The organism is Nocardia sp. NBC_01499 (assembly GCF_045040275.1).
Taxonomy (GTDB): Bacteria; Actinomycetota; Actinomycetes; order Mycobacteriales; family Mycobacteriaceae; genus Nocardia.
In genome coordinates this window covers 1,090,910-1,103,604 of the sequence record NZ_CP109426.1, presented here as the reverse complement: position 1 = coordinate 1,103,604, position 12,695 = coordinate 1,090,910, and the positions used below count along the sequence as shown (strand labels likewise).

Annotated in this window: 11 protein-coding genes; 7 read left to right on the top strand and 4 right to left on the bottom strand. The window is 64.7% G+C overall.

Going from position 1 to position 12,695, the window contains the following annotated elements:
• Positions 1-327: 327 nt before the first annotated feature.
• The gene (locus OG203_RS04970; RefSeq protein ID WP_405164471.1) at positions 328-1,272 is read left to right on the top strand and encodes an NADP-dependent oxidoreductase; all 945 of its coding nucleotides are present in this window, start codon (positions 328-330) and stop codon (positions 1,270-1,272) included.
• A 194-nt stretch (positions 1,273-1,466) separates the two neighbouring features.
• On the opposite strand, the gene OG203_RS04965 is transcribed toward OG203_RS04970, so the two are convergent.
• On the bottom strand, positions 1,467-2,240 hold the full coding sequence (locus OG203_RS04965) for a tyrosine-type recombinase/integrase (RefSeq protein WP_405164470.1): 774 nt from the start codon (positions 2,238-2,240) through the stop codon (positions 1,467-1,469).
• A gap of 472 nt (positions 2,241-2,712) precedes the next feature.
• On the opposite strand from OG203_RS04965, the gene bioB reads away from it, so the two are divergent.
• Complete coding sequence (bioB, locus tag OG203_RS04960) at positions 2,713-3,777, top strand: biotin synthase BioB (protein ID WP_405164469.1); 1,065 nt, start codon at positions 2,713-2,715, stop codon at positions 3,775-3,777.
• 349 nt (positions 3,778-4,126) lie between these two features.
• Here bioB and OG203_RS04955 read toward each other — a convergent pair whose 3' ends face one another.
• On the bottom strand, positions 4,127-4,876 hold the full coding sequence (locus tag OG203_RS04955) for a hypothetical protein (RefSeq protein ID WP_405164468.1): 750 nt from the start codon (positions 4,874-4,876) through the stop codon (positions 4,127-4,129).
• A gap of 1,357 nt (positions 4,877-6,233) precedes the next feature.
• Between OG203_RS04955 and OG203_RS04950 the strand changes: the two genes are divergently transcribed.
• Positions 6,234-6,938, top strand: a complete 705-nt coding sequence (locus OG203_RS04950) for a TMEM175 family protein (RefSeq protein WP_405164467.1) — start codon at positions 6,234-6,236, stop codon at positions 6,936-6,938.
• A 411-nt stretch (positions 6,939-7,349) separates the two neighbouring features.
• On the opposite strand, the gene OG203_RS04945 is transcribed toward OG203_RS04950, so the two are convergent.
• A complete protein-coding gene (locus OG203_RS04945) occupies positions 7,350-7,712 on the bottom strand; it encodes a WHG domain-containing protein (protein ID WP_405164466.1) in 363 nt (120 codons plus the stop codon).
• Between the two features lie 54 nt (positions 7,713-7,766).
• Here OG203_RS04945 and OG203_RS04940 point away from each other — a divergent pair, with 54 nt between their 5' ends.
• The 4 genes from OG203_RS04940 to OG203_RS04925 all read left to right on the top strand — a co-directional run bounded on the left by OG203_RS04940 (position 7,767) and on the right by OG203_RS04925 (position 11,324).
• Positions 7,767-8,027, top strand: a complete 261-nt coding sequence (locus tag OG203_RS04940; RefSeq protein WP_405164465.1) for a VOC family protein — start codon at positions 7,767-7,769, stop codon at positions 8,025-8,027.
• 482 nt (positions 8,028-8,509) lie between these two features.
• Complete coding sequence (locus OG203_RS04935; protein ID WP_405164464.1) at positions 8,510-9,370, top strand: hypothetical protein; 861 nt, start codon at positions 8,510-8,512, stop codon at positions 9,368-9,370.
• A 476-nt stretch (positions 9,371-9,846) separates the two neighbouring features.
• The gene (locus OG203_RS04930; protein ID WP_405164463.1) at positions 9,847-10,647 is read left to right on the top strand and encodes a hypothetical protein; all 801 of its coding nucleotides are present in this window, start codon (positions 9,847-9,849) and stop codon (positions 10,645-10,647) included.
• Positions 10,648-11,081: 434 nt separating this feature from the next.
• A complete protein-coding gene (locus OG203_RS04925) occupies positions 11,082-11,324 on the top strand; it encodes an ArsR/SmtB family transcription factor (protein WP_405164462.1) in 243 nt (80 codons plus the stop codon).
• Between the two features lie 300 nt (positions 11,325-11,624).
• Here the strand turns inward: OG203_RS04925 and OG203_RS04920 are convergent, their stop codons facing one another.
• A complete protein-coding gene (locus OG203_RS04920; protein WP_405164461.1) occupies positions 11,625-12,674 on the bottom strand; it encodes a peptidoglycan recognition family protein in 1,050 nt (349 codons plus the stop codon).
• Positions 12,675-12,695: the final 21 nt, after the last annotated feature.

Sequence of the window (12,695 nt, the reverse complement as noted above, 5' to 3'; positions counted from 1 at the left end):
GCGGTTAGGACCTGCCGGTGCTGACATCCGCACTTCGGCAATACCGGATGTCCTGAGCCACAGCGAGTCTCGCTGGGCAGCTGGTGAGTCGTGATCGGTTCGATGAGCGCGGCATGCGGCATATCGGATTTGCAGCCCCGCAGCGGATCTCACCGGTCCAGCAGGCGAGGGCGCGATATTGCCGGGCGTTCGGCCCCGACCCGTGCCTAGGGCCTCGCTCGGTAAGCGGTCATTGCTGAACCAGTTCGGAAGTGACCGGGCCTGCGGTTGATTGACCGGCGTCGCTGCGAGGGAATGTCATGCCAGCGAGGACGGTTGCACTGCGGTGTGAAAGCTGTTGGTTTCTACGATTTCGGCGATCCGGACGTACTGCGCGTGCTGGAACTGCCTGAACCGCAAGCGGGCCCGGGTGAGGTCCGCATCCGCGTGCACGCGGCCGCGGTGAATCCCACCGATGTTCTGCTGAGGACAGGCGGCCACGCCGTCCGGATGCCCGATCAGCGACCCCCGTTCGTGCCCGGTATGGATGCCGCAGGTGTGATCGACCAACTCGGTCCCGGGGCTGACGGCCGGCTCGCGGTGGGCCAGCGGGTGCTCGCCATGGTGTTGTTCACCGGTCCGCACGGCGGCGCATACGCCGAGCAGGTCGTGGTACCCGCTGCCTCGGTGGTGCCGGCGCCGGACGGGATCGGCTTTCCCGCCGTGTCGACCCTGCTGATGAACGCGATGACCGCACGCCTCGCTCTGGACGCGCTGGCCATATCGCCCGGCGGAACTGTCGCCGTGACCGGTGCGGCAGGCGCGGTCGGCGGATACGCGGTCGAGCTGGCCAAGGCCGACGGACTGACTGTCATCGCGGACGCCGCCCCGCACGACATCGATCGGGTTCGCCGGTTCGGCGCCGACCACATCGTCGAGCGCGGCCGCGACGTCGCCGCCCGCATTCGCGCGCTGGCACCCGATGGGGTTACCGGCTTGGTGGACGGCTCGATGCAGACCATCGAAGCAGTGCCCGCCATCGCCGATGGTGGAACACTGGCCGAACTGCGAGGCTGGCCCGGCCCGGCCGAGCGCGGCGTGCGCGTGTGTCCGGTGATGGTGACCGACGGCATCACCGACACCGAGGCACTGAACACGCTGCGCCACCAAGCCGAGGACGGCACCCTGACGTTGCATGTCGCCGACGTGTTGCCCGCCACCGAGGCGGCCAGAGCCCATCGCATGGTGGAAGCCGGTGGTCTGCGTGGGCGGGTGGTACTGGACTTCTCTTGAACCGGGACGGCTCGCCGAGCGGCTGAAACTCCGGACATGAGCAAGCTGCGGGCCGACGTCGGTGCCGACTGGGACTTTGTCTCTTGCTCCCACAGCATAATCGGCAAGAGCGCGCGTTGAGTTGTCATGTCCCCGAAGCCATGTAGGCGGCCAGGATGTAGTTCGGGTGACGGTCGAGGTTGGTGCGGGCACGGTCATAGCGCATGGTGGTGCGCGGATCGGCGTGACGCGCGGCGATCTGGACATTCGCGCAGACCGACTCCGGCGTCGAGCATGGTGGTAACGAAGGTGTGCCGGAGCATGTGCGGATGCATGTGTGGCAGCCGCATCGGTGACTGCTGAGCCAGGCGCCGTAGTCGCCTGGTCGCGCAATGACGATCCATCCGCCGCCCTCGGGTGTTGAGCAGAATCGGTCCACGGACCCGGTCGCCGGTGGCGCGGTCGATTGCTCGCCCGACGGCCGGAGGTAGGGGGATCAGAGCGAGTTTGGAGCCTTTGCCGATGACTCGCAGCACGCGGTGGCCGTGTTCCTCACCGACATCGTCGACATCGGAGTTGCATGCTTCGAAGATCCGCAACCCGAGCAGTCCCAGCATCGCGGTCAACGCGAAGTCGAACGGGTTGACCGAGTCACGGGCCGCGGTGAGTAGCGCTTCGAACTGCAGATGTGAAAGTCCCAGTGTCGGTGACTCGTTCGGGACTCGGGGTCGGCGGACGTACTCGGCCGGCGAGTGGTCGATGACGCCGTCGATCACACGCATCCACCGCACATACCGTTCGACCTCGGCCCTAACCACCGACAACGGCAGCAGCTGACGCTCGGTACACCAGCAGAAATACAGGCGCAGGTCCGATCCGCAATGGATACGCGAGCTTCCGGTGAACCGACCGAGATAGGCCGCGCAGGCCAGCCGCAACACGAGATCGTCACCAGCGAAGGTGACGTCGATATCCGATGAAGTACCCATGCTCAACGATGCCGGGCAACGTCAGCCCGAACGCTGCTCGGGGTGTCGAGCAATCCGAACAAGCAGTGACTCCGAATGCCTGATGGTGCATCGCTTCGCATGAGCAACGGGCTGCACCGGTTCGGATACGAGCGTCTCTGGGGTGCAGTGCCTTCTGCACTTCAGAGACGCGCCACCCCCGGGCCCCCCAGGCGCACAGCCCACGCCCGACAACACCCACAAGGCCAAGCACAAACGCGCGGGGCGCGGCAAGAGAGTGCACTTGTGTCGACTGAAGATAGTCCTCCTCGGCGAAGTCCGGCACGACGTTCGTCGCGTGGCGGCAAGGGGCAAGCAGGCAGTAGCCGTAGAGGCGTGGGTGAGACTGAATGTGCGGACGTTTCCCACGGGCTGGATGATCGCCGTGCGGCCGAAAACCGCACGTCAATCCCATACTTGAACGGCGTTCAAGCTCGAGGTAGATTGCTGTGTCATGTCCTATGAATCGCTGAACTTGCTGGTAACCAACGCTTTCCGGCGCGAAGTCCCGACCCGCACGGAAGCGCTTGCGCTGCTCGGTGATTCGGACCCGCTGATCGATGTGGTCGCGGCGGGCGCGCGGGTGCGCCGTGAGTTCTTCGGCAATCGGGTCAAACTCAACACGATCATCAACATGAAAAGCGGGCTGTGCCCCGAGGATTGCGGGTACTGCTCGCAGCGATTGGGCTCGGCGGCCGAGATACTCAAGTATTCCTGGATCGCGCCGGACAAGGCCGCGGAAATCGCCGCCGACGCGGTCCGGGCGGGTGCCAAGCGGGTCTGCCTGGTCGCCAGCGGCCGCGGGCCCGCCGACCGAGACGTCGCCCGGATCGAAAACACCATAACCGCAATCAAATCCGACCACCCGCAGGTCGAAATCTGTGCCTGCCTCGGCTTGCTCACCGACGATCAGGCCGAACGACTGGCCGCAGCCGGCGCGCACGCCTACAGCCACAACCTCAACACTGCCGAGGCTCGATACGCCGATATCTGCACGACCCATACCTTCACCGACCGAGTGGACACCCTGCGCCGCGCCGCTTCTGCGGGTCTGTCACCGTGCTCCGGAGCGATCTTCGGCATGGGCGAATCCAACGACGACATCGTCGATGTCGCGATCGCACTGCGTGCGGTGGATCCGGATTCGGTACCGGTCAACTTCCTCATCCCCTTCGACGGCACACCACTCGGCGACCGCTGGGAACTCACCCCCGAACGCTGCCTTCGGATCCTCGCTTTGTTCCGCTTCTACTTCCCCGATGTCGAGGTCCGCCTCGCGGGCGGACGCGAAATCCACCTTCGCAGCCTGCAACCGCTGGCGCTGCACCTGGCCAATTCGATCTTCCTCGGCGACTACCTCACCAGCGAAGGACAACCCGGCACCGACGACCGCACCATGATCACCGACGCCGGCTTCACCATCGAAGGCACCGACGAACAAACCCTGCCACCAGCCCGGCACGACCTGGTAGCCATCCGCCGACGCGGCGCCGGAACCACCCTGCGCCCCAACGCCTGAACGACCACGACCCGAGCGCACGACATCATCGAAAGACGCGCCCGCTTATCGGCACGAGCGGACGTTGGGAAGCTGTGTCGGCCAACCATTCTGGACCACTGACCAACGCGCGCCATGCGGCAATATCGGAGGTTCGGGGCGAGGGCGTGTGTCGCGCGGTGTCTGTGTCATTACCCCGCGTTAGCGTCACTGGGGTCATGACATAGCACGGGATTTCCTCGCGATCAGTCTCTTGTTCGGTCTGGCACGAATACATGGCGGTTCGGTCTGTTCCCTCGCTCCCGGTTGCAAGTCGGGGCGCGGCGGATGGCATGGGCGTCGAGATCGGTTACGTCGGCGCATTGTCGCGTCAGAAGCCGAGGCAGATGAAGAAGGCGCCGAAAAACAGGATTGCCAATAGAGCGACATAAGCGGCAATGGGTAGCCCGAGCAATATCATGAGCGGCGGAATGACGGTTACCAGAAATCCCGCGATGGCCAACGGCACTACCCCCACTGCGTACGCTGCGAAGAAAGGGATGAGATAGAGGGGGCACGTGAAGACGAGAAGGGCCTCATGGAGTTGCGGGTTGGCGGCAACGTCGTGTAACTGGTCGGCGGTAGCCGACTCCTGTATCGGTGCCTCGTTGTTATCCCACATCGTCGTGGCCACGGACTTGTCGAGACGAGTTACCGTCTGTGTCTCGATATGCCGCGATATGGCGCCGTCGGTGTCATAGACCACGGCGACGGAATCGCCCTCGGCGCCGCCATCGGTCGGCGGAGCTGCCACCAAGATTCGCCCGTCCGGAAGCCGGAACGCGGCAGCCTTGTCCGGGGCGGGCGCATAGTCCGAACGTAGCGGTACGGCCCCTGTCCGCACATCGCGGGCGAGCCGCTCCCGTAGTGGGGTGGTCTCCTGTGGGCTCAGTAGCTGCAGCTGTGTCACGGCATCCCGGATCGCGCTGATCATGCTGGGATTCAGCAGACCACCATCGGCCTCGGCCGCCGGATCGGGACTCGGGGAGGCGGCGGCCAAGGGTGGCAGCTGGGCGGTGGTCACTGCGGTCGCGACCAGGCTGCCCACGAGCAGGATGCCCAAACGGCATTGCATACGCATTTCGCCACTCCTTGCTGAATGCACTCACGAGAACATCGGCACAAGACACGGATCACAGCGTGTCTCACAGCATGACAGTGCGACTGTTCGGTCGTATATATCACCTACGTCACATACCCTGGTGGTTGACATGCAGCGACCGGCCCGACAGGAACTAAACCAGTCGGTCTGCACAGCTACCCCGCTCACGTGACAATCGAGAAAGGCTCCCTGGTACACCTGGTCAAGGGCGGCATGCATATGTTCCGGGTCGCCGTGTAGATGTCGACAGCCGTAGTACGCGCACATCGGCAGATCTGGACGTTCCAGAAGCGTTGGTGTCCAGCCAGTCCGAGGCCCGGCCACCATCCGCTTGGAACGCGCGGGTCGCGGCATATGCGGATGATGGCGTGGCCCTACGCCAGCATCCCCCGGTGGCTCGACGCTCCCATCCGGAATCGTCGCTGGTCCGAATACGGGGAAGTGCGGTGAACCGGATGAGCTGGTCCACCTTCGAGAACGGGAGCCGCTGTGCAAACGCTTCATGTATGGGTTGCAACTGCCGCTATAGCTTGTGCCGTGACCGGGGTAGGCGTCGGTGTCGCTCCTGCTGCCTCTGCCGATACCGCCATAACCACCGATGACATACAGCGCTGTGTCAAGCAGGCGGAGAACTACGGCGACTTCAAGACGTGCCTGGGAGGTGCGACCACTTCGAGCCCTGCACTGACGTACGAGTGCGAATCGACAGAATTTTGGCAGACCCCAGAAGGTCCAGGCCGAAAGGGGAAGAACTGCACTGATTCGAACGGCGACAAGGACAGTTCCGCTAAGGGGAGCGGTCTTAAGCTGAAGGACAAGAAGGACGGCACGACGTATACGTGTGACCAGTACATCGTGCTCAAAAATGGCAGCGTCGAGGCTGAGTTCTGCGGGAAACCGCGCTAACGCTGAAGGCGTAGCCCGCCTGGGCGAGCGCGCGGCCAGAACACAGATCGGCGCTGCCGAGAAGGTCGACCTATCCGGCACCTCCTCGGCAGCTCGTATCCGAACCGGCACACCGTGATCGTGCGTCACCGCGTACCACGACAACATTCGGTGCCGACCGCCGTATGGATGGGTCAGCCCACACCCGCGCGGCGGGACAGAAGCCACCAGATGTGGATGTCCGCGAACGCGCGGGTCGCGGCATGTGCGTGCACCCGTCAGGGCGGAACCGTCCGACCGTCGCAAGCCTGCCAAATGCCTGACGCTGGACAGGGTTTCGCGCAGCGCCTCGGGTAGTGTCCGCGCGGGGTCGCCGGAACGTCCGCGCGGCCAGCATAGGTCCGGCAGCCACGGCAAGCGCCCGGCGGACCGGGCGAGGAGGTACGAACGGATGGGTGTCAGCAGCCACCTCGAGGACACCGACGCGGGACGGCCAGACCCGGCACCGCGCTCAATTCGCGCCTCGACCGACACCGAGGGAAGATCCTCGACGGAACGGCTGGTGCTCTTCACCGACGCGGTCACCGCGATCTCCATCACCCTGCTGGTTTTGCCGCTGGTCGACCTCGTTCCAGAGGCCGCGTCCGCGCACAAGGGCGCCAGCGAGGTGATCACCGGTCACTTCGACCAGATCTGGAGTTTCCTGCTCAGCTTCGTGGTCGTCGCGAGCATCTGGCTCGAGCACCACCGGGCCTTCTCGTCGGTCGAGAAGCTCACCCGCTCCCTGACGGTGTGGAACATGGGGTGGCTACTCACCATCGTCGTAGTCCCCGTCCCGACGGAGATGATCGGCGCCTTCGGTGCTCGCGACCGCTTCGTGGCGACGTTCTACTACTCGGTTCTGCTGGCCAGCATGGTTTGCCGAACGGCGATGCTACGGATCCTGAAAACCAACCCGGGACTGCTCGCGGGGGATGGTCGAGAAGTCCGCCGCAGGACGCAGGTCTTGTACACCGAGGGCAGACTCAACGTCATCGCCATGGTCCTCGCGCTCGCCATCGCGCTAGCGGTGCCTGTGCTGCAGTACTACAGCCTGCTGCTGCTCGCCATTCTGCCGCGGTTGCCGCGCCTACGAGGCCGGCGCTCCACCGACTGACGCCGCGGGCGCGCCCGGCGCCGACGGCAACAACCTCCACCCATCGGCAGTAGCGCGAGTTAGGAAGCGCTGTCGACCAACCGATTTGGACGGCTGACCAACGCGCGGGTCGCGGCATTATCGCTCACTCGCCCTAACTGGAGCCAGCTCGACCCATGCGGTTTAGAAAGCCCTACCCGCTCGGTACTCCCATCCGGAACCGCCGCAGCTAGCCGGGCCGCGGCGCTGCACGAACTCGGACGAGCTCACTGTGCGGCGAGTCGCGCTGTATTCGGCTGTGTGATGACCTGAGCCGCAGTGCATCTCGCCCCGGCAGCCGCGCTGGTCGCGGCAGAAGCGGGTGTTCGTAGGCAGATGCAGTTGCCGACGGCCACAGTGACCTGCTCGAACCGCAGCCGTAATCGGTCCAGATCAGGCGACGTACGCTGCAATCAGCGCCGACGCCGCGGTGGCAGCCTCTTCTTTAGCTGCGGTGAGTGGATCGGGCAGATCGGCGAGTACCCCCTCGGTTAGGAACACCGCGTGGCCGTGGGCGCAGGCCGCGATCGCCAGTACCAGCCTGCGAGCCTGAATATAATTGCTGCACAATGTCTTTGCAGGCGCGGCCAGTTCAGCGAACAGCGCCTGGCCCGCCTCGGTGAGTGCGGGGAAACGCGCCTTGTCCAGCCCGGCGGCGAAGGTGAGTTCGAATAGTGCCGGCTGATCGGCGGCGAACTGCACGTAGGACGCGGCGAAGGCAGTCAACCGTTCGCCCGGATCGGCGGCTTCGGTCATGGCAGCGCGGTACTGCTCACGTTGCTCGATGAATGCCCGCAGTCCGGTTCCGGCGTGCGCCTGGAACTCATCGAGCGAGCCGGCGCGAGCAGGAACCGCGCCTACGCCGATCCGCTGGACGCCGCGAGCACCCTGGGGTTCGGGCATTGGGCAGTCTCGGTTCGTGACGTGGATACCGCCTTCGCGACCATCGTGGCGGCCGGCGGCAGCGAGGTGTGGCCACCTGCCGAGGCGGTACAGCCGGGGGCACGGTTCGCCTACCTCAAGGACCCGGAGGGGAATCTCATCGAACTGATCCAGCCACCAGCACGCTGAGAGCCGGTCGGCGATCCTCGAGATGGGCGCTGGACGCACGGCATTCGGCATAGGGGGATGTCCTGAGCCACAGGCGGTCTCGTCCGTCGAACGCACCGAATCGAGGCGGCCTACTCCTCGCGATTACGCCGCGCGAACTCACGATAGAACGCACCGAAATCGGCTACTTATCGTGCGTTGGGAACCCGTGCCTACCAACGGATCTGGGCGACCGACCAACGCGCTCCGCGGCAGATGCGGACGTTCGATTGCCGACGTGTTCTAAACCGGGTTGAGTCGACACTCCCATCCGGAATCTTCGCTGGTCCGAATACATGGAAGTGCGGTGAACCGCACGGGCTGGTGCACCTCTAGGGAAGGAATGCTCTGTGGGTGTTCGCAGCCGAGGGGGTGTTGGCGTGTTGATGGTCGGTACGGTGGTGCTCGCCGGGTCGGGGTCCGCGGCAGGCAGTGACGAGGACTGTCACCTACAGTTGCGACGCGTGTCCGGCCGCACATGGGTTGTTTGCCGGCTGAGGGAGTGGCGTGGTTTATCGGGGCGGGTGGCTTTGTTCGTGTATCGACGGCAGCGGGAACCGTTCGGTCGCTGGATTCACGAGCATGTTTCTTCGCTCGATGTCGAGTTGGTGCGGGTGCGTGGTATCGGTGAACATGACGAGCTGACGCGTGCGGGCCTCGAGCGTCTGTTCGCTGCGGCCCCGGCGGAGATGTTCCCGTGGCTGAAGCGGTCGTTACTGCGGTTCCAGGGCATGCCTCATGTGGCGCGCTATTTTCATTACGATGCGTATCTTGCGGCACATTCCAGCTTTACCGGAGTGCTGCTGACCGATGTGCGGGATGTGGTGTTCCAGGATGATCCGTTCCTGGGCCTGGATCAGGGCCTGTTCGTCGGTATGGAGAGTCCGCAGCTGACAATCGCAAGTGGAGTTATCAATCGTGGCTGGATGCGCGACGCCTACGGCGATGCGATGTTGGAACGGCTGGGCGATCGGCAGGTGTCTTGCTCCGGTGTGACGTTGGGCGACGGGGTCGCCATACGGCGCTATGTCGATCTTATGTTGCAAGAGATTTCGTACTTCCCGTTCAGTAAGATGAAGAGTCGCAGCTACGATCAGGTGTTTCACAACAAGCTGCTGCATTGCGGCGAAATGGGCGAGGTACATCTCTGTCAGCCGTTGGAATCCGTGATCGCGACCGTCGCCTGTTTGGGTCCGGCGCAGTTGTTGCTGAGTCCGCACGGGATGCTCCTCAATGACGACGGCCGAATTCCGGCGATCGTGCATCAGTACGACCGCCATCCGGCACTGGTGGAGGCGTTCCACAGCAGGATTTCCGCGCGATAGACCCTGCCGTTCACCTCACGAACCTGCCCGATTGCTGCTGGAGCAGACGCGCATATCGGCACTGTCTGATGTTTTCCGAGCGTTCGGCCTACCGCTTGATCACGGTCATCGGCTAGTTGCGGACGTTCTAGAGGCGTTGGTGGCCAACCGGTCCGAGGCCTGGCCAGCGTCCGCTCGGATTGCGCGCTCCGCGCTAATACCGGACGTTCAGGCGATCACAGCTTGTGGCGCGCGGGACAGCCACCTATCGCTGCGTTGCGCGGTCGGTGGGTCGAGCCGCGAGGGCTGTAACGGTCCGGCGCGAAACTGAGCACCGGCGGCACCGCCACGCTCATCCAACTCAACGAAATCCCCATCCCGTGAGATGCGGGCCGACCGCGATCGATTCCTGACCGAGTCCTGAACTTGCCCACTGGTCGGTCGCTATGGATCTACCGTGGTGTTACGGGGGGTGTTTATTCGGGTGAGGAGTACCGATGATCGACATCTTCACATTTCGAGGAACCAACGAGACACGTAACCCGGACGGCGCACCGATAGGCATGCTGGCGGCCGTCACGGGCCTGCTCGACCCGGGGTATTTCCGCAGTTTCGAACCGGATTGGACGGCGTCGATCGGGCCTGACCCTAATCTGTGGGGTCCGTCGCTGGACACCTCGGTGCAGGAGGGCATCGCCGCCGGGGTGCAGGCGATTCAGGATTCACCGAATGTTTGTGCGATGCTGAGTTATTCGCTGGGCGGCATCTGCGTCAGCCGGATCCTCGAGGGGGTGCAGTCCGGGCAGTACACCAACACCGACGGCAGCCCGCTGGAGATCGCGTTCGCGGTCAATATCGCCAATCCGCTTCGCAGCGCGGGAGATTCGGTCGGCGACCTGTGCCCACCGTCGACCTTCGGACTGCACGGGCAGCATGGGCCGTGGCCGGAGCGGGTCCAGACGCGCGAGTACGCCAATCCGGCGGACATCATTACCGCGTCCCCGGCGGACTCGCCGCTGCGGATCGTCGATGTGGGGATCTCACCGTTCTCGTTCGTGGAGGGCGCGCGTTTCGGCAATGTGAGTTATCTGATCTTCGGCGAGTTGCTGCGGTGGTTGATGCAGGACCCGGTTGCCAACCTTGGCCGCTATGCCGAGGCGACGCGCGGCGTCATCGACCTGCTGACGCCTTGGCCGAACGGCTCGCACGTCGCCTATTCGGCGCAGAACGTGCCCGGCACGAACGTGGTGTGGACGACACACGCGGCAAACTACATCAACGACACGTTCGCCCACTGATTAGGCAACGACGCGATGTGTTCGCCGAGTTGCACGCTCGTCGGCAGATCCGGACGTTTCCGAGATCGACTGGCGCTCACCAGCTATGGCTGGCCGGGTGCGCTCCGCGGCAATATGGGACGCTCCCGGCACCGGCCGACCATCTGAACGTGGTCGGCCGGGCGCGCGGTCGCGCCATGAGGGACGTTGCCCTGAATGGCCTAGTTCTTACGGCCGCCAGGGGAGTGACTACGACTTTGATCTCGGCCGCCGCCACGACGTGTTTGTCCTGGCCGAAGAACACCCACCTCGGGGAGCCGATTGTGCGCTACCGTGAGCTTGCGGTATTGAGTTTGTGAACTACCTTGTGCCGCAAGGAGTTCCAGAGGGTCGATGACGACCCTGCTGCTGGTCGTGATGATTCATCGATCGCGGTCCGGTCTGATAGACCAGCTATGAAGCGGGCGTTCGCCGGGGGCGGTGACGTCCGGACTGCTCGGCAGAGGGGATCGAAGAGTATAAGCTACAGCGACATTCAGCAGCGGGTTGGTCTGGGGCAGTCAACCACCTCGCAGTACCTCGCGATGCTGCGGCAAGCAGGGTTGGTGGTCGCCACGCGGCGGGGCAAGTGGACCTACTACCGCCGCGACGAGGCGAACATCGCCCGCCTCCTGGAGACCCTGCGCGACGTGTTCTAGATCGAATGCCGTACGTGCTGGCAGATCAGTGCGTTCGTCCGGTCGAGATGAGCTCGGCTCGTTACTCTTTCAGTCCTGCCGCGTGGCCGCTTCGAACCGCCCGCCTCCGGCAATGCAGTGCTTTTCGAAGCGGGCCGCATTGGACGCGGCCCGTGCTGGCGCTTGCGCGGTGAACGGACGGTCGGTCCGCGCGGCCCTCCGAGCAGAGGTCGAGGCACCTGGGCTCGACATCAACTTGCTGCCGCGAGCACCCGCCACTTCTTTGTCGGGCATGTCCTTAGGACATGCCGACCACTTGGATCAGCCGACTTCCGTCAGCCCGCGCAGAAGCGGCAAGGCGCCGTGCACGAAATCTCCGGGGCACTCGGTGGGGCCGGCGATCGCCTGCCAGTCGCGGTGACCGCTGATCGCCGGCATGGTGGCGGTGTTGCCGTTGACCGGGTTGGTGTACTGGACCTGGGTGAACGGGTCCAGCTCCAATCCTGTGCACAGCCGGGCCAGGACGATGTCGAGGCTGTGCAGGGCCGGCTTGCTGGGCAGATGGTGGGTGAAATCCCCGATCATGCAGATGCCGATATTGCCGGTGTTCGCGCCAACCACGTGTCCGGCGGTGATGATCCGGGCACCGCGGGTGAGCGTGGATCCCGGCTCGAAGATCGGCGAAGCGTCAGCGGGCTCGGTGGCGGTGCCGGTGCTGCGGCCCGCGTAGATCACTCCGTTGGGGTCGATCACCAGGTGATAGCCGATGTCACCCCACCCTTGCCCATCCGGGGCAGGGAGCGCGTGGTAGCGGAAGATTTCGTGGACCGCGTCGCGGTAGTCGCTGTACTCCGTGCCGTCCGGAATAGCCGAGTGATGCACGGTGATCAGCTGCGCCGGCGCGAATTCCGGTGCACCCCAGGTCATCAGGGATTCGTCGACACCCCATCCGGATCGGGTCACCACCGGGAAACCCCAGGCGTAGGAGGTGGTGACCGGTGCCCGGAAGGGCTGGGCGAGCGGGGGTCCGAACAAGCCGACCGCACCGTTGCCGGCGCTGATCTCCTCCGCACCCGCCGGCACCGCCAGTGGTTCGGACAGCGCCGCCCGCCGATCGTCACGCCCGTGCTGCGCCGCTCGCACCGCCACCGGATCGGCCCACGCGCCGTTGATCCGGAACCGCACCTGCCGAACATCGGACGGCACGGCCACGAACCGCGCACCGCGACAATCGATCCCGCTCGGCGGCTGCGCACCGGCAGGCGCATCCGGGACCAGGGTGGCACCGGCTAGCGCGAGCGCCCCGGCGAGCACTGCCCGCCGACCCGGGCGGGCCGCCGCCTGCGAGTCGCCGGATTCGGTTGTCTGCATCGGCATAAAATTCCTTGATAG

Bases quoted from the DNA above. Each gene is read 5' to 3' on its own strand.
- OG203_RS04965 (WP_405164470.1), bottom strand. From the start codon at position 2,240: ATGGGTACTTCATCGGATATCGACGTCACCTTCGCTGGTGACGATCTC.
- bioB (WP_405164469.1), top strand. From the start codon at position 2,713: ATGTCCTATGAATCGCTGAACTTGCTGGTAACCAACGCTTTCCGGCGC.
- OG203_RS04955 (WP_405164468.1), bottom strand. From the start codon at position 4,876: ATGCGTATGCAATGCCGTTTGGGCATCCTGCTCGTGGGCAGCCTGGTC.
- OG203_RS04950 (WP_405164467.1), top strand. From the start codon at position 6,234: ATGGGTGTCAGCAGCCACCTCGAGGACACCGACGCGGGACGGCCAGAC.
- OG203_RS04945 (WP_405164466.1), bottom strand. From the start codon at position 7,712: ATGACCGAAGCCGCCGATCCGGGCGAACGGTTGACTGCCTTCGCCGCG.
- OG203_RS04930 (WP_405164463.1), top strand. From the start codon at position 9,847: ATGATCGACATCTTCACATTTCGAGGAACCAACGAGACACGTAACCCG.
- OG203_RS04925 (WP_405164462.1), top strand. From the start codon at position 11,082: ATGAAGCGGGCGTTCGCCGGGGGCGGTGACGTCCGGACTGCTCGGCAG.
- OG203_RS04920 (WP_405164461.1), bottom strand. From the start codon at position 12,674: ATGCAGACAACCGAATCCGGCGACTCGCAGGCGGCGGCCCGCCCGGGT.